At 66.7% G+C, this 22,068-nt stretch carries 25 protein-coding genes; 8 read left to right on the top strand and 17 right to left on the bottom strand.

Features of this window, described 5'->3' with window-relative positions; genetic code table 11:
• Positions 1–9 precede the first annotated feature (9 nt).
• Positions 10–1,137, bottom strand: coding sequence for a GuaB3 family IMP dehydrogenase-related protein (locus ACNQR1_RS29225; protein ID WP_418050550.1), 1,128 nt, complete (start codon positions 1,135–1,137; stop codon positions 10–12).
• Positions 1,138–1,175: 38 nt separating this feature from the next.
• The gene (gene guaB, locus ACNQR1_RS29230) at positions 1,176–2,717 is read right to left on the bottom strand and encodes an IMP dehydrogenase (protein ID WP_135453038.1); all 1,542 of its coding nucleotides are present in this window, start codon (positions 2,715–2,717) and stop codon (positions 1,176–1,178) included.
• Positions 2,718–2,864: 147 nt separating this feature from the next.
• Here guaB and ACNQR1_RS29235 point away from each other — a divergent pair, with 147 nt between their 5' ends.
• Positions 2,865–3,269 carry a DUF5319 domain-containing protein gene (locus ACNQR1_RS29235; RefSeq protein ID WP_003882245.1) on the top strand — a complete coding sequence of 135 codons (405 nt, stop codon included), beginning with the start codon at positions 2,865–2,867 and terminating at the stop codon, positions 3,267–3,269.
• Here the strand turns inward: ACNQR1_RS29235 and ACNQR1_RS29240 are convergent.
• The 3 genes from ACNQR1_RS29240 to ACNQR1_RS29250 all read right to left on the bottom strand — a co-directional run bounded on the left by ACNQR1_RS29240 (position 3,260) and on the right by ACNQR1_RS29250 (position 5,917).
• Complete coding sequence (locus ACNQR1_RS29240; protein WP_418049072.1) at positions 3,260–4,447, bottom strand: anti-sigma-D factor RsdA; 1,188 nt, start codon at positions 4,445–4,447, stop codon at positions 3,260–3,262. The two genes, ACNQR1_RS29235 and ACNQR1_RS29240, sit on opposite strands and share 10 nt — an antisense overlap.
• Positions 4,440–5,018 (bottom strand): sigma-70 family RNA polymerase sigma factor, encoded by a 579-nt coding sequence (locus ACNQR1_RS29245; RefSeq protein WP_418049073.1) that lies wholly within the window; start codon positions 5,016–5,018, stop codon positions 4,440–4,442. The genes ACNQR1_RS29240 and ACNQR1_RS29245 overlap by 8 nt, the downstream gene beginning before the upstream one ends.
• A gap of 101 nt (positions 5,019–5,119) precedes the next feature.
• Positions 5,120–5,917 carry a hypothetical protein gene (locus tag ACNQR1_RS29250; RefSeq protein WP_418049074.1) on the bottom strand — a complete coding sequence of 266 codons (798 nt, stop codon included), beginning with the start codon at positions 5,915–5,917 and terminating at the stop codon, positions 5,120–5,122.
• A 436-nt stretch (positions 5,918–6,353) separates the two neighbouring features.
• On the opposite strand from ACNQR1_RS29250, the gene ACNQR1_RS29255 reads away from it, so the two are divergent.
• Positions 6,354–6,644: a WhiB family transcriptional regulator gene (locus ACNQR1_RS29255; RefSeq protein WP_029107049.1), complete on the top strand. Its 291-nt coding sequence runs from the start codon at positions 6,354–6,356 to the stop codon at positions 6,642–6,644.
• A 73-nt stretch (positions 6,645–6,717) separates the two neighbouring features.
• Here ACNQR1_RS29255 and ACNQR1_RS29260 read toward each other — a convergent pair whose 3' ends face one another.
• Complete coding sequence (locus ACNQR1_RS29260) at positions 6,718–7,080, bottom strand: DoxX family protein (RefSeq protein WP_418049075.1); 363 nt, start codon at positions 7,078–7,080, stop codon at positions 6,718–6,720.
• A gap of 73 nt (positions 7,081–7,153) precedes the next feature.
• On the opposite strand from ACNQR1_RS29260, the gene ACNQR1_RS29265 reads away from it, so the two are divergent.
• From ACNQR1_RS29265 to ACNQR1_RS29275, 3 genes are all read left to right on the top strand, one after another.
• Entirely contained in the window at positions 7,154–8,020 is an 867-nt protein-coding gene (locus ACNQR1_RS29265; protein WP_418049076.1) for a sigma-70 family RNA polymerase sigma factor, read from the top strand.
• A 112-nt stretch (positions 8,021–8,132) separates the two neighbouring features.
• Entirely contained in the window at positions 8,133–8,558 is a 426-nt protein-coding gene (locus tag ACNQR1_RS29270) for an OsmC family protein (protein WP_418049077.1), read from the top strand.
• A 68-nt stretch (positions 8,559–8,626) separates the two neighbouring features.
• On the top strand, positions 8,627–9,034 hold the full coding sequence (locus ACNQR1_RS29275) for a nitroreductase family deazaflavin-dependent oxidoreductase (RefSeq protein ID WP_044516362.1): 408 nt from the start codon (positions 8,627–8,629) through the stop codon (positions 9,032–9,034).
• On the opposite strand, the gene ACNQR1_RS29280 is transcribed toward ACNQR1_RS29275, so the two are convergent.
• The 4 genes from ACNQR1_RS29280 to ACNQR1_RS29295 form a co-directional block, all read right to left on the bottom strand.
• A complete protein-coding gene (locus ACNQR1_RS29280) occupies positions 9,012–9,806 on the bottom strand; it encodes an enoyl-CoA hydratase (RefSeq protein ID WP_418049078.1) in 795 nt (264 codons plus the stop codon). The two genes, ACNQR1_RS29275 and ACNQR1_RS29280, sit on opposite strands and share 23 nt — an antisense overlap.
• Complete coding sequence (locus tag ACNQR1_RS29285) at positions 9,803–10,837, bottom strand: zinc-dependent alcohol dehydrogenase family protein (RefSeq protein WP_418049079.1); 1,035 nt, start codon at positions 10,835–10,837, stop codon at positions 9,803–9,805. The genes ACNQR1_RS29280 and ACNQR1_RS29285 overlap by 4 nt, the downstream gene beginning before the upstream one ends.
• 215 nt (positions 10,838–11,052) lie before the next feature.
• Positions 11,053–11,640: an HD domain-containing protein gene (locus ACNQR1_RS29290; protein ID WP_418049080.1), complete on the bottom strand. Its 588-nt coding sequence runs from the start codon at positions 11,638–11,640 to the stop codon at positions 11,053–11,055.
• Positions 11,641–11,707: 67 nt separating this feature from the next.
• A complete protein-coding gene (locus ACNQR1_RS29295) occupies positions 11,708–13,165 on the bottom strand; it encodes an FAD-binding protein (RefSeq protein ID WP_418049081.1) in 1,458 nt (485 codons plus the stop codon).
• A gap of 146 nt (positions 13,166–13,311) precedes the next feature.
• Between ACNQR1_RS29295 and ACNQR1_RS29300 the strand changes: the two genes are divergently transcribed.
• On the top strand, positions 13,312–13,977 hold the full coding sequence (locus ACNQR1_RS29300) for a DUF6891 domain-containing protein (RefSeq protein ID WP_418049082.1): 666 nt from the start codon (positions 13,312–13,314) through the stop codon (positions 13,975–13,977).
• A gap of 148 nt (positions 13,978–14,125) precedes the next feature.
• Here ACNQR1_RS29300 and ACNQR1_RS29305 read toward each other — a convergent pair whose 3' ends face one another.
• Entirely contained in the window at positions 14,126–14,341 is a 216-nt protein-coding gene (locus ACNQR1_RS29305) for a hypothetical protein (RefSeq protein WP_418049083.1), read from the bottom strand.
• Positions 14,342–14,389: 48 nt separating this feature from the next.
• Positions 14,390–14,767 carry a hypothetical protein gene (locus ACNQR1_RS29310; protein WP_418049084.1) on the bottom strand — a complete coding sequence of 126 codons (378 nt, stop codon included), beginning with the start codon at positions 14,765–14,767 and terminating at the stop codon, positions 14,390–14,392.
• A gap of 1 nt (position 14,768) precedes the next feature.
• Between ACNQR1_RS29310 and ACNQR1_RS29315 the strand changes: the two genes are divergently transcribed.
• Both ACNQR1_RS29315 and ACNQR1_RS29320 read left to right on the top strand, forming a co-directional pair.
• Positions 14,769–15,476, top strand: coding sequence for a hypothetical protein (locus tag ACNQR1_RS29315; protein WP_418049085.1), 708 nt, complete (start codon positions 14,769–14,771; stop codon positions 15,474–15,476).
• A gap of 151 nt (positions 15,477–15,627) precedes the next feature.
• Complete coding sequence (locus ACNQR1_RS29320) at positions 15,628–16,173, top strand: hypothetical protein (protein WP_418049086.1); 546 nt, start codon at positions 15,628–15,630, stop codon at positions 16,171–16,173.
• Here ACNQR1_RS29320 and ACNQR1_RS29325 read toward each other — a convergent pair.
• The 5 genes from ACNQR1_RS29325 to groES all read right to left on the bottom strand — a co-directional run bounded on the left by ACNQR1_RS29325 (position 16,136) and on the right by groES (position 21,940).
• Entirely contained in the window at positions 16,136–16,615 is a 480-nt protein-coding gene (locus tag ACNQR1_RS29325) for an SRPBCC family protein (RefSeq protein ID WP_418049087.1), read from the bottom strand. The genes ACNQR1_RS29320 and ACNQR1_RS29325 overlap by 38 nt on opposite strands.
• Positions 16,616–16,718: 103 nt before the next feature.
• A complete protein-coding gene (locus ACNQR1_RS29330; RefSeq protein WP_418049088.1) occupies positions 16,719–18,215 on the bottom strand; it encodes an adenylate/guanylate cyclase domain-containing protein in 1,497 nt (498 codons plus the stop codon).
• Positions 18,216–18,321: 106 nt separating this feature from the next.
• Complete coding sequence (locus tag ACNQR1_RS29335; RefSeq protein ID WP_418049089.1) at positions 18,322–19,821, bottom strand: adenylate/guanylate cyclase domain-containing protein; 1,500 nt, start codon at positions 19,819–19,821, stop codon at positions 18,322–18,324.
• 110 nt (positions 19,822–19,931) lie between these two features.
• Positions 19,932–21,551, bottom strand: a complete 1,620-nt coding sequence (groL, locus tag ACNQR1_RS29340; RefSeq protein WP_418049090.1) for a chaperonin GroEL — start codon at positions 21,549–21,551, stop codon at positions 19,932–19,934.
• 86 nt (positions 21,552–21,637) lie between these two features.
• Positions 21,638–21,940 (bottom strand): co-chaperone GroES, encoded by a 303-nt coding sequence (groES, locus tag ACNQR1_RS29345; RefSeq protein WP_036390082.1) that lies wholly within the window; start codon positions 21,938–21,940, stop codon positions 21,638–21,640.
• Between the last annotated feature and the right edge of the window lie 128 nt (positions 21,941–22,068).

The following is a 22,068-nucleotide window of genomic DNA, read 5'->3' on the forward strand; positions in this document are numbered from 1 at the left end:
CGGCGAAGATCAGGACCCGACGGTCAGGCCGACCTTCTGGAACTCCTTGAGATCGCAGTACCCGGCCTTGGCCATCGACCGACGCAGGCCACCGACCAGGTTCAACGACCCGAACGGATCGTCGGACGGCCCGGTGAGCACCTGCTCCAGGCTGGGCCGCTCCCCGACCGCCACCTGCAGCAGGGCGCCGCGCGGCAACGATGGGTGCGCCGCCGCCGACGGCCAGAACCAACCGCCGCCCTGCGCTTCGTCGGCCACCGCCAGCGGCGTGCCCAGCACCACGGCGTCGGCACCGCAGGCGATCGCCTTGGCCAGATCGCCCGAGGTGTGGATGTCGCCGTCGGCCAGCACATGCACGTAGCGTCCGCCGGTCTCGTCGAGGTACTCACGACGCGCTGCGGCCGCGTCGGCGATCGCGGTGGCCATCGGCACGCTGATACCCAGCACCTCGTCGCTGGTGGTCACACCGGCAGTGGAGCCATAGCCGACGATTACACCGGCCGCCCCGGTACGCATCAAGTGCAGGGCGGTGCGATGGTCGAGCACGCCGCCGGCCACGACCGGCACGTCGAGCTCGGAAATGAACGTCTTCAGGTTGAGCGGCTCGCCATCGGATGCGACGCGCTCGGCCGAGATGATGGTGCCCTGGATGACCAGCAGGTCGATCCCGGCTGCCACCAGAGTCGGGGTCAGCGCCTGGGCGTTCTGCGGGCTGACGCGCACCGCCGTGGTCACCCCGGCCTCACGGATACGGGACACCGCCGCGCCGAGCAGCTCGGGATCCAGTGGCGCGGCGTGCAGCTGCTGCAGCATCCGGATCGCGGCCGTGTCGTCGGAAGCCGTGGCCGCGACATCCCGGACCTTGGCGACCTGCTCCTCGACATCGGCGTGCCGGCCGATCAGCCCCTCGCCGTTGAGCACACCGAGCCCGCCGAGGCGGCCCATCTCGATGGCGAACTCCACCGACACCAGAGCATCGGTGGGATGCGCGACGACCGGAACCTCGAAGCGGTAGGCATCGAGCTGCCACGCCGTCGACACATCCTTGGACGACCGGGTGCGCCGCGAGGGCACGATCGTGATGTCGTCGAGTTCGTAGGTACGCCGGGCGGTTCTGCCCATGCCGATTTCAACCATGTCGCGCATGACTGCTCTTAGTCTCCTGCCCCACCGATTCAGCGGGTGTAGTAGTTGGGGGCCTCGACAGTCATGGTGATGTCGTGCGGGTGGCTTTCCTTCAACCCGGCCGCCGTGATCTGGACGAACTGCGCCTGCTGCAGCTGCTCGATGGTGCCCGAGCCGGTGTAGCCCATGGCTGCCCGCAACCCGCCGGTCAGCTGGTGGATGACCGAACCCAGCGGACCGCGGAACGGCACCCGGCCCTCGATGCCCTCGGGCACCAACTTGTCCTCGGAGAGCACATCGTCCTGGAAGTAGCGGTCCTTGGAGTAGGACTTGCCACCGCCACGTCCCTGCATGGCGCCCAGCGAGCCCATGCCGCGGTAGCTCTTGAACTGCTTGCCGTTGACGAAGATCAGGTCACCGGGCGACTCGGCGGTGCCGGCCAGCAGCGATCCCAGCATGGCCGTCGACGCACCGGCGGCCAGCGCCTTGGCGATATCTCCGGAGTACTGCAGACCGCCGTCGGCGATCACCGGAACCCCGTAGGGCTTGCAGGCCGCGACAGCCTCCAGGATGGCGGTGATCTGTGGGGCTCCGACACCCGCGACGACGCGGGTGGTGCAGATCGAGCCGGGGCCCACACCGACCTTGACCGCGTCGGCTCCGGCCTGGACCAGGGCGGCCGCCGCGGCGCGGGTCGCGACGTTGCCACCGATCACCTCGACGCGGTCGCCGACGGTCTTCTTCACCCGCGCCACCATGTCGAGAACGCCCCGGTTGTGGGCGTGGGCGGTGTCGACGACCAGTACGTCGACCCCGGCGTCGACCAGCGTCATGGCCCGGGCCCAAGCGTCATCGCCGACGCCGACCGCGGCGCCGACCAACAGCCGGCCGTCGCTGTCCTTGGTGGCCAGCGGGAACTGCTCGGTCTTGACGAAGTCCTTGACCGTGATCAGGCCGGTCAGCTTGCCGTGCCCGTCGACGATCGGCAGCTTCTCGATCTTGTGACGGCGCAGCAGACCCAGCGCGGCCTCGGCCGAGACGCCTTCCTGAGCAGTGATCAGCGGCGGCTTGGTCATCACCTCGGCGACGGGCTTGTTCTCGTCGACCTCGAAGCGCATATCGCGGTTCGTGATGATGCCGACGAGCGAGCCGGCATCGTCGACGACCGGCAGACCCGAGATCCGGAACCGGGCGCACATCGCGTCGACCTCGGCCAGGGTGTTGGTCGGCGAGCAGGTGACCGGGTCGGTGACCATGCCGGCCTCCGACCGCTTCACGGTCTCCACCTGGGCGGCCTGTTCAGCAGCGGGAAGGTTGCGGTGCAGCACGCCCATGCCACCTGCGCGGGCCATTGCGATGGCCATGCGCGATTCGGTGACGGTGTCCATCGCCGAACTGACCATCGGCACCCGCAGACGGATGTTGCGGGTCAGCTGGCTCGAAGTATCGGCGGTGGCCGGAACCACATCGGAGGCAGCCGGCAGCAGCAATACGTCATCGAAGGTGAGACCGAGCATTGCGATCTTGGTGGGGTCATCGCCGCCGGTCGGCACCGGTACGGCGATGGGAACGCTGCTTTCAGCGATCGACATGGGTGGGGCCTCCAGTGGCAGGCGTGGGGCGTGTAACCCGATTCTATCGGCTCCGATATTGACAATGATGTTGCCGCTTCATTGCACATCACGGCACACATCGGGACGGCTGGCGCGATACCTGTACGGCTGCGTAGTGTGGGACTCGTGCGTGACCACCTCCCCCCTGGTTTGCCGCCCGATCCGTTTGCCGACGATCCCTGCGATCCGTCGGCTGCGCTGGACGCGATCGAGCCGGGCCAGCCTCTGGACCCCCAGGAACGGACGGCTGTCGAGGCTGATCTCGCCGATCTCGCGGTGTACGAAGCATTGTTGGCACACAAGGGAATTCGTGGCCTCGTCGTGTGCTGCGACGAATGCCAGCAGGACCACTACCACGACTGGGACATGCTGCGGGCCAACCTGCTGCAGCTGCTTGTCGACGGCACCGTGCGCCCGCACGAGCCGGCCTACGACCCCGAGCCCGACGCCTACGTGACATGGGACTACTGCCGCGGTTATGCCGACGCGTCCCTCAACGAGGCCACGTCGGACACCGACGGCTACCGCTGAGAACCGCCTAGCCCCGGGAGCAGGGGCACCTCGATCACCGGCGCTGCCGGTCCCTCACCACCACGCCCACTCGACGCGCCTTCGTGACCTGCGCCACTGCTGGGCTCCACAGGTGCGGCCTGCGTCGTGCGTACCGATGGTGCCGAGGGCACAGACGTGGGCTCCACAGCCGGAGCGACGGTCGTGGTGACCACCGGGGCCTCGGCCGCCGGAGCCACCGAGGTGGTCGGTACCGATGTTGTGTGTGTCACCGACGGCTGTGAGGCCGGCGATGACGGCGCTGTCGCCGGGGCCGTCGCGCTCGTCGTCGGTTCGGCACTGCTCGACGGCGCCTGCGTGGCGGACGACGACGGCGCCGACGGCTGAGTGGTCGTCGGTTGCGACGTCGAGGTCTCCGACGTCGTGGATGTCGCGGACGGGCTGGATGTCTCCGAACCCGGTGTGGTCTCCGTCGGAGAGGTCGTCGGTCCGGTCGTCGGCGTGGACGTCGGGGTCTCCCCGGGCTGGCTCTCGGATGGCGACGACGGTGTCGTCGTCACCGTCACCTCGGGCAACACGACCGGCGGCGCATCGGGCGGCACGGTCGCGTTCGGGTCGCGGTTCTCGACCTTCACCGACAGCTGCTGCCACTGGTCGACGAGTTCCTGCTTGCGCTGCTCGTCACCCACGGTGGCGACCGTGGTGGTGAGGGTCTGCAGCTTCTGCTGCGCCTGCTCCCACTGACCTTCGTCGATCAGCTGCTGAACCTGCTTGAGCTCGCTCGACGCCAGCTCGACCCCCACGTCGCGCGTCACCGGCGCCGACCCGAACACCAGGCCGCGCACGCCGTAGAGCGGGTCGCCCGGCCCGGAGCCGTACACGGCGGCACCGAACCCGCCGAGGCACAGCACCGCGGCGGCCATCGAACCCACCAGCGCCATGGGGAAGCGCACTCGCCCCTGGCCGGTGGCCTTGTTGAGCGCCGCCACGGCCTCGCGTGGCGTCGCGATGCCCGACATCGGGGTACGCCGTGCGTCGTCGCGCCACCCGGCCAGCAGGACGGCCAGCTCGGCTTCCTCGCGGTCGGTGGCATAGACCTGGTGCTCGAGGGACAGCGCCTCGATGAATTTCTCGGACCGGTTGATCTCGTTGAGGGACGGATCACCACCGTTTGAGGTCCAGCGGCCGAAGTCAGGCATGATCCCGCCCCGTCGCCATGATCTCGTTCTTCAACCGCGCCAGGGCACGGTGCTGCGCGACGCGCACCGCGCCGGCGGTGCTGCCGACAGCCTCGGCGGTCTCCTCGGCACTCATGCCGACCACGACACGCAGGATCAGGATCTCGCGCTGCTTCTCGGGCAGCACGGACAGCAGCCTGGCCATCCGTTCAGAAGACTCGGTGTCGAGCGCGGACTGCTCGGGCCCTGCATCAAGGGAGAACCGCTCGGGCACCACGTCGGTGGGCTCGGAACGGTTCCTGGCTGCCGCGCGGTGCGCGTCAGCAACCTTGTGCGCAGCGATGCCGTAGACAAAGGCCAGGAACGGGCGTCCCTGATCTTTGTAGCGCGGCAGCGCCGTTATGGCGGCCAAGCAAACCTCCTGCGCAACGTCATCAGCTGAGAGACCACTACGCTCGGTCGCCCCCACCCTCGCCCGCACATACCGAACGACGATCGGCCGAATGATCTCCAGCACTTCCGAGAGCGCGTTCCGATCACCTGCCACTGCCTCAGCAACGACAATGTCGAGACGGTCTCCCGAACTTGTCATCGTGGGCGATCTCTCCAGCGTTACGTTGCATCGACACTCGCGTCGATTGGCTCAGCTAAACAATAACGATCAATGAAGACGGAACCGTGCCGGTGCCGGTTCTAGGCACCGGCCCACACCCCGCCTCTGCGACGCACTGTATCGGCGCTGAGGTCCCGGATTCTGCTGATTTGATCAGCATCGTGTGCGGCACTGCCGATGTCGGCCAGTACACAGGCCAAAGCCCAGCGCAGCGGGATCAGTCCGGATTTCTCGGCGGCCTGCAGTGCCGAGTCGGCGGCCTCCCGGGCGGCGTCGTACTCACCCGCGCTGCACAGCGCCGCGGCCAGTACGACATCTGATTTGACGGCGTGGCGCGTCGAGCTGTGGCCGGCGGCCGTCGCGACAGCGCGGCGGGCGTGTTCGACCGCCTCGGCACCGTGGCCCTGGACCATCGCCAGTTCGGCGCTCACCCATGACAGCCGGATCCGCCTGCGTGAGTGGTCAGGCGTGTCGATGGTCCGGGCCCGCTCCAGCAGTCGGGCCGAAACGCCGAACCGGCCCATCCCGAGGGCGTCCGCGGCAAGCCCGACGAGCGCATCGGCGGCCGCCTCGGGATCGCCGGCGCAGTGCGCCCACGCTTGACCGTCGGCGGCGCGAGCGCGGGCGTGCCCGCCCAGCTGGCGAAGAAACGAGGCACGCGTACTGTGCGCCAGCGACACCACCGAACCGGAGTCCGGGCACCGCAGAATCTCGGAGAGCTCGGTGAGCGCGCAGGCGTAACGCCCCTGCCCGCCGGCGGCAACCGCTCGCAGCCAGCGCTCGTGCGGGGTGCTCGCCCCGGGCAGCGGCCACCGGCCGGGGTCCGCCCCGAAGGCGGCGTCAGCCAGGGCCGAAGCGGCCTCTGCGAGTGCGGTCATCGGTTCGCGACGCTATCAATACCGAGGGCATCGCAAACCCGCCGGGCGACCCGGTACCCGCGGATACGGGAAATTCACTTTGCTCCGCAGTCATTAGTTAACAATTGATGGCTTGAATGTTAATGGCATGTCAACTAACTATCGCCTGTCCGGAATTGCTCGCGCCGCCCCCGCGGGCCCGAACAGGGGAAACCCGAAGACCATGGCCAGATCCTTAACACTCATGTCTCAGCCAAGGCGTCGCAACGATGAACGTGATGTAAATTCTCGACCTGCGGTTATGCCCTTTAGCACATCGGCAGGCTATTGACTCACTTTATTCAGTCCCCCTAGTTTGTGTGCACGAGCGGTCATCGGCGACATGTGCTCAGTTCGGTTCCACCGACTCAAACCCGCCCACTTCGGCGAAATGGGCGAGCAGAGAGGGGTTTTCCAAATGCCGCAGCCGCAGCAGCTTCCCGGACCCAATGCGGATATCTGGGATTGGCAAATGCAAGGACTTTGCCGTGGTGTCGATTCGTCGATGTTCTTCCACCCCGACGGGGAACGCGGACGGGCCCGGGCTCAACGTGAGGTGCGCGCCAAGGAGATGTGCCGCAGCTGCCCGGTGATCACCCAGTGCCGTTCACACGCGCTGGCCGTCGGTGAGCCGTACGGCATCTGGGGCGGCCTGAGTGAGTCGGAGCGCGAGCTCTTGCTCAAACGGGGCATCCGCCGTAGCGCCTGAACTATCCAGCAAACTTCACACGCCGAACTGCAAAAGGCTCCATCCCACGAGGGGTGGGGCCTTTTGCGTTGTCTCAGCCCGCGACGAAGGCCGCCAACGACAGCACCGCCAGCACGAGGAACCCAGCGGGGAAGGCGATGTTGTAGAACACCTGCGCGCGGACGTGGGTGAGGACGGCACCGATGAAGAACGCGATCAATCCGATCGCGGCGGCGACGCCAAGCGGTGGGTAGACGAACAGACCCACGAGCAGTCCGACCGCGCCCGCGCCCTTGAGTAGCCCGAGTGCTGGTACCCAGGTCCGCGGGACGCCGACCTCCGCAGAGTTGGCCAGTACGAAGCGGGCGCCGACGAGATCTCCGAGCGCCATCGCCGCATTGGCCGCAATGGTGATCGCGACGATCAGCGTCGCGATCACTCCGAGTTGTAGGGTCATGGTTGTCGCCTCCGTTGTTCGGTCGCCAAGGGGTTCACCTTGTTGACGCTTGCCGCGTGTGAAAGGTGACGACATGAACGACCAACAGGGCCTGGCTGCGCGATTCGAAGAGGATCGTGGCCACCTCCGCGCGGTCGCGTATCGCCTGCTCGGCTCGGCACACGACGCCGACGACGCAGTCCAGACCGCGTGGCTCAAGATCAGCCGGCGCGGCCTCGACGGGGTGAGCAATCCGACCGGCTGGTTCACCACGGTGACCGCACACGAATGCCTCGACCGGCTGCGGGAGCAGAAGCGCCGCGCCGAGGTGCTCGGCGGCGACGAACTGCTCCCCACCGCCGTCTCCCCCGCAACCGACGAGCAGGTCGCCATGGCCGAGTCGGTGGGCCGCGCGCTGCTCGTGGTGCTCGACCGGCTCTCCCCCGCCCAACGCGTGGCGTTCGTGTTGCACGACGCGTTCGCCATGCCCTTCGATGACATCGCCGTACTGCTCGACCGCACGCCGACGGCCGCCAAGAAGCTGGCCAGCCTCGCCCGGCAGCGAGTCCACGGCGCGACGGCCTCCGCTCGCCCCACTGCCGAACACCTCGACATCGCACGGACGTTCCTGGCGGCCTCACAACAAGGCGATCTCGCGGCCCTGCTGGAGATCCTGCACCCCGACGTGTTGCGCCGGGTGGACCGCGTGCTCGTCGGCGAGCGGATTCCCACCGAGCTGCGCGGTGCCCGGGAGTTCGTCGAGGAATCGCGGATGTTCGCCGCGGTCGCGCGCGGCGGCGAGGTCGCGATGGTCGACGGCGCCGCGGGCATCGTCATCGCTCCAGCAGGTCAGCTGAAGTCCCTACTGCGCCTTGGCATCCGCGACGGGCGGATACACGTCATCGACATCATCGGCGATCCGGACCGCCTGGCCTCTGTCGAGGTGGCACTGGCGGACTGACACTCGGAGCCGAACGAGCGACTCCGGTACAGAATTTCGGCGAAATCACGTATCGGTGCCCACACTCGGGGCACGATCCGTTCCTGAGTCATTTCACGGCGAAGGAGACCGCATGACCACCGACGTGACCGTTGTCGAGACCGGCGCGGGGACCTACACCCAGCAGATCACCGTGGGGCGTCACGAATTCATCGCCGACGAACCTCTTCCGGTGGGAGACGATGCCGGCCCGAACCCCTACGATCTCGTGCTGGCCGGTCTGGGCGCGTGTACGTCGATGACGGTGCGGATGTACGCCAACCGCAAGGGCTGGCCGCTCAAGCAGGTACGAGTGACGTTGCGGCACTCACGTATTCATGCGAAGGACTGCGCGGACTGCGAGACCACGAAAGGGATGATCGACCAGATCGATCGGGAGATCGAATTGATCGGCGACCTCGATGACACGCAGCGGGAACGGCTGATGGACATCGCCGAGCGGTGCCCCGTGCATCAAACCCTCACCTCTGAGGTCCATGTCACCACGACGGAGCGGTGAATCGATCGGTTCACGCGATTTCGTGATCTGCGTGCACCGTCGCGATGCCCAGGCGTAGGAAGGATGTCATGGCAGACAACTGGAATGACAACATCATCGCCGAGTTCCGCGCCAACGGCGGCAAGGTCGGCGGACCGTTCGAGGGCGCGACGCTGCTCCTGCTGCACACAACCGGCGCCAAGAGCGGCAAGGAGCGGGTCAATCCGGTGATGGCGTTCGACCTCGACGGAAAGCTCGCCATCGTCGGGTCCTATGCGGGCGCCGATGTCGACCCGGCGTGGCTACACAACCTGCGCGCACATCCCGATGCCCACATCGAGATCGGCACCGACGCCTACGACGTGCACGCACGTGAGATGCCATTGGCCGAACGCGACGCCGCCTATCCGCGCATCGTCGAGAAGGCCCCGGGATTCGGCGAATACCAGACCAAGACCGACCGCGTCATCCCGGTCATCGAACTACAGCGCCGGTGACGCCCGGCCAGGCCGGCGGGCGCTTGTCGATGAAGGCCTGCACTCCTTCGAGTGCGCTCGGGTCCATCATGTTGCAGGCCATCGTCGTGCCCGCGTCGGCGTAGGCGGATTGGATGTCGACGTCAATCTGCCGGTAGAACAACGCCTTTCCCATCGCGACGGCGACGCGAGGCTTCGCCACGATGCTGGCGACCATCGCCTCGACCTCGTCATCGAGGGCGTCCGCTGCCACAACCCGGTTGACCAAACCCAGTTCTCGGGCCTGCTCGGCAGAGACGAATTCACCGGTCACCAGCATCTCGAAGGCAGCCTTGCGGGGCACGTTGCGCGACAGGGCCACTCCCGGGGTCGCGCAGAACAACCCGACGTTGACCCCGCTGACCGCGAACCGCGCGTCATCACTCGCCACGGCGAGATCGCACATCGCGACGAGCTGGCAACCCGCTGCGGTGGCAAGGCCTTGGACCCGCGCGATCACAGGTACCGGTAGCCGCTGGATCGACAACATCATCGCGGTGCATTGGGCGAACAACCGCTCGTAGTAATGCAGCGACGGTTCGGCCCGCATCTCTTTGAGGTCATGTCCGGCACAGAACGCCTTGCCGGATGCCCCGAGAACGACGGCACGCACGCTGTCGTCCTGAGCCAGCGCGTCGAAGGTGTCACCGAGTGCGGTCAGCATCGCCTCGGACAATGCGTTGAAGGCCTGCGGGCGGTTCAAGGTCAACGTGACGACGTCGCGGTCGTCGCGGTCTTGCAGCAACAGTGTCATGGCTCGATCAACACCTTGAGTGCCTCGCGGTCGGCCATGGCGCGATAGCCGTCGGGCGTCTCGTCGAGCCCGATGGTGCGGTCGAATACCCGCCCGGGCTCGATGGTGCCGTCGAGGACGTCGGGCATGAGTTCCTCGATGTAGGCACGGGCGGGCGCGACGCCTCCGGTGAGGGTGACGTTGCGGAAGAAGGTACCGAAACCCATTGGCACCTCGGTGTATTGAGATACCCCGAGCCGACTGACACGGCCACCGGAACGGACCGCGTCCAGCGCGGTGGCCACCGAGGGCTCGGTCCCGACACATTCGATCACCGCGTGGGTACCGTCACCGCCGGTCAGTTCACGGATCTTCTCGACGGCTTCGTCGCCGCGTTCGGCGACGACGTCGGTCGCGCCGAATTCACGACCCAGGTCGGTCCGGACGGTGTGGCGGCCGTTCAGGATGATCTGCTCGGCGCCCAACCGCTTGGCGGCCAGCACCGCGCACAACCCCACGGCGCCGTCGCCGATGACGGTGACCGACGATCCCGGACCCACCCCCGCCGTCACCACTCCGTGATGGCCGGTACAGAACACGTCCGACAGGGTCAGCAGGGACGGCATGAGCGCCGAATCCGCTGCCACCGGCAGCTTCACCAACGTGCCCTGGGCCTGGGGAACGCGCACGGCCTCGCCCTGGCCCGCATCGACCCCGGGGGCACCCCATCCGCCACCGTGGCGGCACGACGTCTGCAACCCCTCCTTGCAGAAGTCACACGTGTTGTCCGCCCAGACGAACGGGGCCACCACCAGGTCGCCGCGCCGGAATCCGGACACATCCGCGCCGACGTCCTCGACGACGCCGATGAACTCATGGCCCATCCGGCGACCACCGTCCTTGTGCGGCATGGACTGGTAGGGCCACAGGTCGCTGCCGCAGATGCAGGCGCGGGTGACGCGCACGATGGCGTCGGTCGGCTCCTTCACGATGGGATCGGGCACGTTCTCGACACGCACGTCGCCGGCGCCGTACATCACAGTTGCTCGCATGCTCGGTTCCTTCACTCGTACAGGTGGCAGGTGAGACCCAACGCCTCGAGGCTAGGCCGGTGGGCGTGGTCCGGGGAGTCAACAAGGAACTTCCGGTCACCTGGTGAGTGCCTGACCTCACCTACCTTGATCCACTCCGTCGAAAACCTGGTGGCCTCGCACTCTTCTTGAGTTCGAAAGCACGCGGGCACCAGATGTCCACTCGCAGAACGGCGCTAGGTGTCCAGAGGATTGGCCCTGATGCGTTCGGCACCGTTGTTGGCCACCGACGCGGCGGCAGCACCACCCGGTTTGCGCTTCGCCTGATCCTCGAAGCATGCGATGAACTCGCTACCGAACCCTTGCCGGGGATAGCGCCCGAGTATCTCGGCCCTCGTCTCGCTGGGGAACTCCTCGGGCCTGCGTCCGACGACGTCCCAGGCGGTGGCCACCTGCAGGAGGTGCGATTCGGGATCGGCAGCTGCCGAAACGTCGTCGCGCATGTGCAGCACGATGATCTCCGTCGCCCTGGCGGCCCGGTCGTCGGGCCAGCCGGCCGCCGCCCCGAAGACCCAGGCCAGGTCCCCACCCGCCTCCTCGAACGACACCCGGTGGCTGTCGAACGGGTCGGTCAGACCGATGTCGTGCAGCAATGCCGAGACGTAGTAGAGCTCGTCGTCGAAGGCGATGCCGTGGGCGGCCGCGTACGTCGCACCCCACAGATACGAACGGATGCAGTGATTGAGCAGCGCGGGCGAATAGAACCGCGTTGCCACGGCAAGGGCCGCTGCGGCCGCCGGTGTCTGCGGACCCGTCTCGTCCATCGCGCCTTCTCTCTCCCAGCCCATGACCAAGATACGCCGCGACCGTCTCTTCGGCGCCGGGTCTCCCTCAGAAGTTCAAGCCCGAGAACATGATCCGGGCCGGATCGTACTTCTGCCGAGTGGCGGCCAGCCTGGAGAGATTGGCGCCGAAATAGCGCGACGCCGGCTGGTTCGCCTCCAGATAGTTCACGTAGCCGCCCACCGAATACGCTGCTACAGCCTGATGGGCGGTGTTGAGCCAATTGGCTGCCGGCGCTGGTGAGCCGGACGTCTCCACGTACCACTGCACCAGAGCGGACTGTCGCCGCCACGGAAAGGCGGTGTCCGCAGGGCCCACGGTGGCGAGCGCGCCGTCGAGCGCGTGCATGATCACCAACGGCCGCCCGGCCCCACTCGGGAAGGCGTTGAACGCCGCCGCGATCCCCTGGGCGACAGCTGGAGTGATCGACTGGAAGACATCGGATCCGCCGACATACCCGAGCGGCGCCGGGTTGAGATTGTCGGCAGCCAGGAACTTCACCAGGTCCAGGTAATTGAACGTGCGATTCTCCGTCCCGGCCGGCTGCAGGCCCACCGCTTTGACGACGGCGGCCGCGACGCTGTCACCTGCCCCTGCCGGGCACGTCGCGAGGATGCGGCAGTGTGCGCCTTGCGGGTCGGTGATGGTGTCTGCCAGGGCCCAGCTGCTGCGGTCGGCGGTCCGCAGCCAGTTCTGCCACCCGACCAGGACCTGCGGGAAAGACTGCAGCGGGAAATGGAGACCGACCACATCCACGTCGCCGATCGGGAAGGTGGCGAAGGTCAGTGCGGTGGTCACCCCGAAGTTGCCTCCGCCCCCGCCCCGCAACGCCCAGAACAGATCTGGATGCTCGTTGGCCGATGCGGTGACCGCCGCGCCGCCGGGCACCACCACCGTCGCCGAGACCAGTTGATCGCACATCAGGCCTGCGTGCCGCGATTGAGCACCCAGCCCTCCGCCCAGGGCGTGACCGGCCGCGCCGACCGTCGGGCAGGTACCGGTGGGAATCCCCCGCCCGGCGCCGGCCAGTGTCTGGTGGATCGCATACAGGCCGGTCGCGGGCGTCACCGTGACATACCCGGTGGCGGCGTCGTAGTTGATGTCACCGGGCAGTTGGCGCAGATCCAGGACCATCGTGCCGTTCGCGGTCGACGCACCCACATAGGAATGCCCACCGCCGCGAGCGGCGACCTTGAGGTTATGGGAAGCGGCGAACGCCATCGCCCGCTGCACGTCCGCCGCCGATGCCGGGGTGACGACCGCCGCCGGTGTCAGGCCGTTGAAGTTGGTGTTGAAAACACTTTTGGCCGAAGCGAATTGCCCGCCGCTGTCCGGAAGGACCACTTTCCCGTTGATGGCGGCCGAGAGGTCGCCCCACCCAGAAGTAGCGGGTTCGGCGCTCGCCCGGCTCGATCCGAACACCGCTCCGGCGGCCAACGCCCCGACGGCTCCGCGCAGGAATGTCTGACGCGAGACCCCGCGCGGCGATTCCCGCGGTACCGACATGTCCGAATTGTGGGCCGGCGGGCGCGAAAAGCCGCAGCGCGGCACGACGTGTCGAGGTATCAGTCCGATACCGATTCGCTCCGAGGCTACGATCGCCACCGCCGGGCGATCGTCCGGATCCGACAACACACCTGGAGGCCGACGCCGTGAGCGCATCGTCGAACCCGAACGTGATCCCGGACCACGCCACCCTCCCCGACCTCCCGCTGGATGCGGAGGACCGCGCCACCCTGACCTCGCAGATCTGGGGCATGCTGGTCACCGGCAACGACGACGCCGAAGAGTTCCTGGACATCTACGCCGAAGACTACGAACTCACCGAAGACCAGCTCACCGGCGCGTTCGCAGCGCTGCGCGAAGCAAGACTGCGCCAGCAGATCGAGATCGGTGACTACCGGTCGAGGACGCGGGCGGCGTTCGAGGAACTCAACGACAACGGCGTGGTCGCCCGCGCCGACTTCTCCTGCTGCGGAACCTGCGCCTCGGCCGAGATCGGCGACGAGCGCGACGACAGCCGCCACTGGAGCGGTTTCATCTACTTCCACAGCCAGGACACCGACCGGCTGATCGAGGACGGCGCGACCTACATCGGCTACGGAGCGTTCGAGCCGGAGAACTTCGACGAGGACGCGTACAACCGGCTCAGTGATCAGGCGAAGCAGGATCTGTACTTCAGCGACGTGACCAGGATGCTCGACGAGGTGGTGTTTCCCATCGTGCGGCGCCACGGCATCGAGCCGGAGTGGAACCGGGACCTGGGGACGCGGGTGTTGCTCACCAACGCCGACTGGTACGCGCCGATCGAGAATTGAGGACGTAGCCACCCGTTTTTAGCTGTTGACAGGATTCTCAGTTCGGCCCCAATATGAGAACTACTGTTAGCTACGTCACACTTGATCTCCGCTGCAGTGGCCAAATGAATGACCTCCACTGCAAGGAGACCGCGATTTCCACACGCTTTCACCTGCTCACGGGTGCGTGCCTGGTGGCCGCCGTACTCGTGATCAGCAGCGTGAGCGGCCCGGTCCCCCTGGCACGCGCCGACGGCGATTCTTCGTCGAGTTCGAATGAGGGCAGCGGCACCTCAGACAGCGACGGCGATACCGCCGCGTCCACGGACAGCAGCGCGCCCACCTCGTCGAACACCACCGATGCGCCCCACAAGGCAACCAGCACCTCCCGTACCGGCGAGAGCGACGACCGGCCCGTTTCGACCGTTTCCGCTCAAACGAACACCGGGGCCAGCGGGACCACCTCAGAGACCACGTCGAGTTCTTCTGACGACTCGAGTAAAACGAAATCCGACCCATCAGCGGTTACCGGGACAGTCGAAAGTCTCGTTGATTCGACCGACCCGGAGATCCCGACCACCTTGAATCTGGATCCCGTGGTCGTCGATTTCCCGGCACCGTCGACCTCCGGGGCCGCCCCGACAGAGTCTGAGTCGACATCGGGCTCGGACACCGTCGAAGGCTCGCCGCCCGCGACTGCCCAGAGCACGACCGAACCGACGTCGCACGTCGAGAGCGACAGCACCACCTCGAACTCAGCGACGACCCTGGATGCCGCGTCGAGTGCTGCCCCCGCGGATGCCCCCGACACAGTGGCCTCCGCGGACGCGGCGCCTGCCGCAGACGCCTTGGCGTCAGAACAGCCGGCTGCGCCGGCCACGACACCCGAGGTCGCGCATGCCATCGTCTACCTCTTGAGGGTGCTGGCGTCGTCGACGGTCGAGGCCGTCATCCGACTGGCAACCGAGATCTGCGACATGTTCAGCCTCTCGTGGGCTTCGTCCGCTGCCGCCGCCGGCCAGCCACTGATCGCACTTTCGTACAACTCGATCGTCACGCTCCTGAAGAAGATCCTGGCGAATTCGTCGTCACTGACGAAAGTCGGATCATCTTCTCCCGCAGATGCCCTCGCGTCGAAGTTCAGCCTCGACGAGATCATTTCGTTGACCTCCATGCTGCAGGCCGCCGCCCCGGTGCTGGCCGACACGTTACGTCCGTTCAGTGCGAAGACCACCCCGGCCCAGAAAGCCGTCACTGCCCTGGTGGCCATGTCACTGTGGGCGCTGATCTCCGCGGCGTTGCCCGGGCTCGGTGGTCTGTTCGCAGCGGGGGCGACTGGCGTGCGCATCGGTTACCGTCAGGCTAAAGCGGGAATCGCCTTGCGCACAACGGAATTGGCGCGTTTCGCCAAGTCTGGACCGATTGGAACGGTGCATGCGGGCTCGCTGGTGGCCGTTCACTCGCGCACCGCAGTTGCCGACCATACGTCCACGAGCCGGCACCTGCAGCTGGTCTCGTGATCCTCGATCTTTGACCGCCGTACCGCAGCCGCGCATGGACCTGAGCTGCAGTTTTACCCGCGTAGGTGGCATCGGGTAACTCCTGCGGGGTACGAACCGAAATACAGTTCGGTGGATCGACCCACGCCGAAGCCCGAGGAGGGATACCCCGATGCCGAACCGTTGCCGCCGTGCAGTGACCACCATCGGTGCCGCCACGGCTACGCTCGTCGCCCCGGCAATCCTGAATATCGCACCGGCGCACGGGGATCCGCTGCCCGGTTTCTGCGTGCCGCCCAGCGTCGTCGACGACATCTGCACGGCCCGGCTGACGTCGGTGACGGCCGACGTGGTGGACGGGACGATCACCGGGACGCCGGTCGGCGGCGGGGCCGCGGTCACCCTTACGGGGCAGGCAGACGCGTACCTCAAATCGACGGGCTTCGGGGCTGTCCCGCCGGATCCGATTCAGCAATGGGATACGGCGATCGAGGAGATCAGCGGCCTCGACACCTCCGCCTCCAACCCCAACTGGTACGGCAACGCCAAGGCCAAGGTGTTCCTGCCCAGGACCCTCAACGGCCTGGCCACCAAGTTTCCCCCCGACAGTCTCATCGTCCGGTTCACACCTGACCATTCCCGGCCGGACGCGTTCCGGCTGGTGTCGATCCAGCCGACTGCTACGCCCGATCCTGTGCCAGCTCGGCCAGGTGCTTGAGCGAGTTGTCGAGGTGCTGCCCGTCGAACGGCGGGAACTCGATGTGTTCGCGAGTCGTGGGCGGCACCGCCGACCAGTCATACGTCAGGGTGACCTTCGTCCGGTCATCACCGACCGGTTCGAGGTCGTAGCGCCAGATCCACCCACCGAAGTCGAGGTTGGCGTCGTCATCGCCTTGGCCCGGCAGCCACGCGATCGCCCGCGGAGGCTCGAATACCTCGACCCGGTTGGCCATCTCGTAGTGCATGCCGCCGTAGTTGTCGTGGTACATCGCCATCCGGAAGACCTGGCCGACCTCGGTCAGCCGCTTGCCGTCCAGCGACTCCCGCACCCAGCCGGTGCCGTCGATCGTCTGATGGCTGGTCGGGTCGGCCAGCACCGCGAACACGGTTTCGGCCGGCGCGTTGATGGTGCATGCGGTGCTCATGGTGTCGTCACTCATACCGGTACCGACCCGCAGCGGCGCACAAAATCATCGAGCCTGCGCTCAGATCGCTGTTCTGCCCCGATAAACGCGATCTCACCGCAGGCTCGGCACGGTGCGGCTACGGGTCCAGCCCGAAGACCTTGACCGGAGCCGACTTGCCTTTCAGCTCGTGCAGACCCCGGTCGGCGAGTCCGGGTGGCCGGGCATCCAGGGTGTCGACGGTCGGCTGGGTCAGCAGGATCGAATCCCCCGTCGTCTTGGTGAGCTGCTCGACGCGGGCGGCCACGTTGACGACGTCACCGATCAGCGTGAACTCCAGCTTGCCGCCGCCACCGATGGTGCCTGCGATCACCACGCCGGTGTTGATGCCGATGCCGATCCGCAGCGCACTCTCGAATCGTTCGGCAACCAGCCGCTGCATCAGCACCGCGGCGCTCACCGCGGCATTGGCATGATTCGCAAGGTCATTGGGGGCGCCGAAGACCGCCAGCGCACCGTCGCCGAGGAATTTGTTGACGTGCCCACCGGCGTCGACCACGGCAGGCACCACAATCTCGAAGAGTGCATTCAGGCGCGCGACGGTGTCCTCGGCGGTGTTGGCCTCGGCGAACGGGGTGAAGTCGCGGATGTCGACGAACATCACCGTCACCTCGCGGCGCTCACCGGTGAACACATCGTCACCTTGCTCAAGCAGCCGTGCAGCCAGGACGGGGTCCACGTACGTCCCGAACGCGGCCTGAAGTCGTTGCCGCTCAGCCAAACCCGCCTGCATGCGGTTGAACGAGGCGGCCAACGCCCCGAGGTCATCGTCCTGCACCACCGGCAGCCGCCGGCTGTAATCGCCCGCGGCGACCCGTTCTGTGCCCTCGGCGAGGTCGCGGATGGGTCGCAGGAAAGGCGCAAAAGTCATCACCGCGATCGGGCCGGCGATCAGCATCAACGCAGCCCCGATCAGCACGGAAACGATGGGATCCTCACGAGCGCGGTCGATCACCGAGGCGGTGAAGGCGGACCCGATGCCGAAGGCGAATGCCATCGCCAGCATGGTGACGTTCGACCACGCGGCAAAACTCGGATGAGAGCGCGGCAGCGAGTCACCCAATCCCGTGTCGCCCGCGACGGCGGCCCGCACCGGACGCAGTGACCCCTCACTGAAGCTGTGCACACCGATCACCCCGGTGGCCGCTCCGTAAACAGCACCGAATATCCCGTACTCGGCCAGTCGCCACCCGGTCGCGCCGGCCATCGCGGCGACCACGACCCCGAGGCACGCCGTCCAGACCACGTCGGTCGCGGCCACGCGCGCCGTCGTCCCCCGCCCGTACGCATAGGTGACGCGGAGCAACTCCACCGGATCGACCTCGCGGCCCGCGGCCCAGTCTTCGATGAGGCGCAACGGTTTCGAGCCGGGCAGCACCATCACGTAAACCCGCACCAACATGGCGACCAAGGTGATGGCCACCGCCGCGCCGTAGCGATCGGATTCCTGGAAGGCAACGATCAACAGCGGGTAGGCGAGGTGCACGGATAGCCCCGCGGGGTAGACGAGGGCGCAGACCGCCCACGAGTACCTCGTCCCGTACCGGTCCCAGACCCACTGGAAGATCCGGTCCATGCCGCGACACTAGACCGCCGTACCGGTTGAACTGCACAGATCGTCGAGACTGCGCGTCGATCGTCATTTCGTCGAAAATCGCGATCTCACCGGAGACTCGGTGGAGCTATGGGTCGAGCGCGAACACCCTTACCGCTGCTGACTTGCCTTTGAGCGCGTGAGGCCCGCGATCGGCAAGTCCGGCTGGGTGCACGTCCAAGGCGTCGACGGTCGGCTGGGTCAGCAGGATCAGATCACCGGTCGACTTGGTCAGCTGCTCCACACGGGCGGCGACGTTGACGGCGTCACCGATCAGCGTGAACTCCAACTTTCCGCAGCCGCCGATGGTGCCTGCGATCACCATGCCGGTGTTGATGCCGATCCCGATTCGTAGTGCGCCCTCGAATCGTTCGGCAACCAATCGCTGCATCCACACCGCGGCGCTCACCGCCGCATCGGCATGACTGGCCAGATCGTTCGGCGCCCCGAATACCGCCAGCGCACCATCGCCGAGGAACTTGTTCACATGTCCACCGGCATCGACCACCGCAGGCACAACAATCTCGAACAGCGCATGGAGCCGGGACACCGTGTCCTCGGCGGGATTTGTCTCGGCGAACGACGTGAAATCTCGGACGTCGACGAACATCACCGTCACCTCACGGCGCTCGCCGGTGAACACATCGTCGCCCTGCTCGAGCAGTCGGGACGCCAAACCCGGGTCGACGTACGTGCCGAATGCCGCCTGCAGTCGTTGCCGCTCGATCAATCCCGCCTGCATCCGATTGAACGACGCCGCCAACGCGCCAAGATCGTCGTCCTGGACCACGGGGATGCGTCGGGTGTAATCGCCTACCGCAACGCGTTCAGTGCCTTCGGCGAGGTCGCGGATCGGACGCAGTGCCGGCGAGACGACGGCACCGACTGTGACCGGCGCCGCGAGGACGGCTGTCGCCACGCAGGCGATGACGAGCGGCAGAACGGGGGAATCGCTGACCCTGCCGAGCAGGACTCCGACCATGATGCCCGCGGTGGTGAAGTTGCACAGGGCGCAGAGCATCGAGATTTCCAACCACCGGGCAAACGTGGGGCGGGAGCGTGGAAGAGCGTCACCGATCCCCGAATCCCCGGCCAGCGCAGCCCGCACAGGTCGCAATGATCCCTCCGTGAACGTGTGGAGGCTGATGAGTGTCGTAACCGTGCCCATGGCGCCACCTACGATCGCGTACTCGACAACCCGCGTACCGCGGGCTCCGGCGAGTACTCCGACAACCGCGAAAAGAACTGCGGCCCAGATAGTCACGAACAACAACTGTCTGATACCCGAGGCGCGGGCCCAGACGTACGTTGCGTTGAGTGCTTGGAATCGGTCGATCTCGTCCGCCGCTGACACCGGTCGCATCAGGCGGAACCGCCGCGGACCAGGCAGCACGACGAACGACTGCAGCACGACCGCGACAGCGGTGACGACGACCGCTTCGAGATAGCGATTCGATCTCTCGTAGGAGGTGATGACCAACGCCCATAGGGTGTAGGTCACGAGTATCGATGTGAATCCGAATGCCCAGATGGCCCACGGATACTTGGCGCCGTGCCGATCCCACACCCACTGCCAGATGCGATCCATGCCGGGAGAGTAAGCGCCCGAGGCCGTTGAACTGCGGAAATCAGCAAGTTCGGCCTGGCAACGAAAACACCCCCGGCCCAACAGGACCGAGGGTGTTTCGTTGGTACTACCTAGTGCGCGTGGCCGTGGTGATGACCGGCGTGGTCATCTTCCTCGGCCGGCTTGTCCACGACGGCCGTCTCGGTCGTCAGGATCATGCGCGCCACCGATGCCGCGTTGAGCACCGCCGAGCGGGTCACCTTGACCGGATCCACGATGCCCTCGGCGACCAGGTCACCGTAGGACAGCTTGGCGGCGTTGAAGCCGTGACCGTTGCCCTGCTCGCTGACCTTGTTCACCACGACTGAGCCGTCGAGACCGGCGTTGGTGGCGATCCAGTACAGCGGGGCCGACAGCGCGGAGGAAAACACCTCGACGCCGAGGGCCTCGTCGCCCTTGACCTCGCCGCGCAGCTTGTCCAGCGCCGCGCGAGCCTGCACGAGTGCGGCGCCACCACCGGTGACGATGCCCTCCTCGACAGCAGCCTTGGCCGCCGCGACGGCATCCTCGACCGCTTCCTTGCGCTTCTTCAGGTCGGTCTCGGTGGCCGCGCCGACCTTGATCACCGCGACGCCGCCGGACAGCTTGGCCAGCCGCTCCTGCAGCTTCTCCCGATCCCAGTCGGAATCGGTGGTCTCGATCTCGGCCTTGAGCTGCTTGACCCGGTCGGCGACCGCGTCCTTGGAGCCGCCGCCGTCGACGATCACGGTGCTGTCCTTGGTGACCACCACGCGACGGGCAGAGCCCAGCACGTCCAGGCCGGCCTCGCGCAGCACCAGGCCCACGTCGGGGTTGACGACCTCGCCACCGGTGACGATCGCCAGATCGTCCAGGAACGCCTTGCGGCGATCGCCGAAGAACGGCGCCTTGACGGCCACAGCCTTGAGCGTCTTGCGGATGGCGTTGACGACCAGGGTCGACAGCGCCTCGCCCTCGACGTCCTCGGCGATGATCAGCAGCGGCTTGCCGCTCTCGGCGACCTTCTCCAGCAGCGGCAGCAGGTCGGGCAGCGAGCTGATCTTGTCGCGGTGCAGCAGCACCACGGCATCCTCGAGCACGGCTTCCTGGGAATCGAAGTCGTTGACGAAGTAGGCCGAGATGAAGCCCTTGTCGAAGCCGACGCCCTCGGTGACCTCGAGCTCGGTGCTCAGCGTCGAGGACTCCTCGATGGTGACCACACCGTCGTGACCGACCTTGGTCATGGCCTCGCCGACCAGCTCACCGATCTGCTCGTCGCGCGAGGACACCGTGGCGACCTGGGCGATGGCGGTCTTGTCCGACACCGGGGTGGCCGCGGCCAGCAGGGCTTCGGACACGGCGTCGGCGGCCTTGCCGATACCCAGACCCAGCGCGATCGGGTTTGCACCGGCGGCCACGTTGCGCAGGCCGGCCTTGACCAGGGCCTGCGCCAGCACGGTGGCGGTGGTGGTGCCGTCGCCTGCGACGTCGTTGGTCTTGGTGGCCACCGACTTCACCAGCTGGGCACCGAGGTTCTCGAACGGGTCTTCCAGGTCGATCTCACGGGCGATCGTGACACCGTCGTTGGTGACCTGCGGACCACCGAAGGCCTTGGCCAGCACCACGTTCCGACCGCGCGGACCCAGCGTCACCTTGACCGCATCGGCGAGCTTGTCGACACCGGCCTCCATGGCCCGGCGCGCAGTCTCGTTGAACTCAATCTGCTTGCTCATAAGTCTCTTTCATGACTCCTAACGCATACCGCCCCGGAAACCGCCCGTGCTGAACACGGGGATCTCCGGGGCGGACGCACGAGTACTTACTTGGCGACGACAGCCAGCACGTCGCGAGCGGACAGGATCAGGTACTCCTCGCCGTTGTACTTGATCTCGGTGCCGCCGTACTTGCTGTAGATGACGGTGTCACCCTCGGCAACGTCCAGGGGGATCCGCTTCTCGCCGTCCTCATCCCAGCGGCCGGGGCCAACTGCGACGACGGTGCCTTCCTGCGGCTTTTCCTTGGCGGTGTCGGGGATGACCAGACCGGAAGCGGTCGTGGTCTCGGCCGCGTTGGCCTGAACGAGGATCTTGTCCTCGAGTGGCTTGATGTTGACTGCCACGATGGAAGCCCTCCACTTTTCGGGGTGTGGATCCGGGGGATTCCCCAGATGCCGGTTAACCAGGTGTTCGGCAAGCGTCCGTGCCCTTGCTCCGTCGTCGCGGGTGCCGGCGCCGGGGTTGGCCGCATGCC

It is taken from the genome of Mycobacterium sp. 48b, from assembly GCF_048282725.1.
In the GTDB taxonomy this organism is placed as follows: domain Bacteria; phylum Actinomycetota; class Actinomycetes; order Mycobacteriales; family Mycobacteriaceae; genus Mycobacterium.

Coding starts and splice junctions, on each gene's coding strand:
- ACNQR1_RS29295 (WP_418049081.1), bottom strand. CDS start 13,165: ATGTCGGTACCGCGGGAATCGCCGCGCGGGGTCTCGCGTCAGACATTC.
- ACNQR1_RS29240 (WP_418049072.1), bottom strand. CDS start 4,447: ATGCCTGACTTCGGCCGCTGGACCTCAAACGGTGGTGATCCGTCCCTC.
- ACNQR1_RS29290 (WP_418049080.1), bottom strand. CDS start 11,640: ATGGACGAGACGGGTCCGCAGACACCGGCGGCCGCAGCGGCCCTTGCC.
- ACNQR1_RS29265 (WP_418049076.1), top strand. CDS start 7,154: ATGAACGACCAACAGGGCCTGGCTGCGCGATTCGAAGAGGATCGTGGC.
- ACNQR1_RS29285 (WP_418049079.1), bottom strand. CDS start 10,837: ATGCGAGCAACTGTGATGTACGGCGCCGGCGACGTGCGTGTCGAGAAC.
- ACNQR1_RS29325 (WP_418049087.1), bottom strand. CDS start 16,615: ATGAGTGACGACACCATGAGCACCGCATGCACCATCAACGCGCCGGCC.
- ACNQR1_RS29250 (WP_418049074.1), bottom strand. CDS start 5,917: ATGACCGCACTCGCAGAGGCCGCTTCGGCCCTGGCTGACGCCGCCTTC.
- ACNQR1_RS29225 (WP_418050550.1), bottom strand. CDS start 1,137: ATGGTTGAAATCGGCATGGGCAGAACCGCCCGGCGTACCTACGAACTC.
- groL (WP_418049090.1), bottom strand. CDS start 21,551: ATGAGCAAGCAGATTGAGTTCAACGAGACTGCGCGCCGGGCCATGGAG.
- ACNQR1_RS29275 (WP_044516362.1), top strand. CDS start 8,627: ATGGCAGACAACTGGAATGACAACATCATCGCCGAGTTCCGCGCCAAC.
- ACNQR1_RS29320 (WP_418049086.1), top strand. CDS start 15,628: ATGCCGAACCGTTGCCGCCGTGCAGTGACCACCATCGGTGCCGCCACG.
- ACNQR1_RS29335 (WP_418049089.1), bottom strand. CDS start 19,821: ATGGATCGCATCTGGCAGTGGGTGTGGGATCGGCACGGCGCCAAGTAT.
- ACNQR1_RS29270 (WP_418049077.1), top strand. CDS start 8,133: ATGACCACCGACGTGACCGTTGTCGAGACCGGCGCGGGGACCTACACC.
- ACNQR1_RS29280 (WP_418049078.1), bottom strand. CDS start 9,806: ATGACACTGTTGCTGCAAGACCGCGACGACCGCGACGTCGTCACGTTG.
- ACNQR1_RS29255 (WP_029107049.1), top strand. CDS start 6,354: ATGCCGCAGCCGCAGCAGCTTCCCGGACCCAATGCGGATATCTGGGAT.
- ACNQR1_RS29330 (WP_418049088.1), bottom strand. CDS start 18,215: ATGGACCGGATCTTCCAGTGGGTCTGGGACCGGTACGGGACGAGGTAC.
- guaB (WP_135453038.1), bottom strand. CDS start 2,717: ATGTCGATCGCTGAAAGCAGCGTTCCCATCGCCGTACCGGTGCCGACC.
- ACNQR1_RS29260 (WP_418049075.1), bottom strand. CDS start 7,080: ATGACCCTACAACTCGGAGTGATCGCGACGCTGATCGTCGCGATCACC.
- ACNQR1_RS29245 (WP_418049073.1), bottom strand. CDS start 5,018: ATGACAAGTTCGGGAGACCGTCTCGACATTGTCGTTGCTGAGGCAGTG.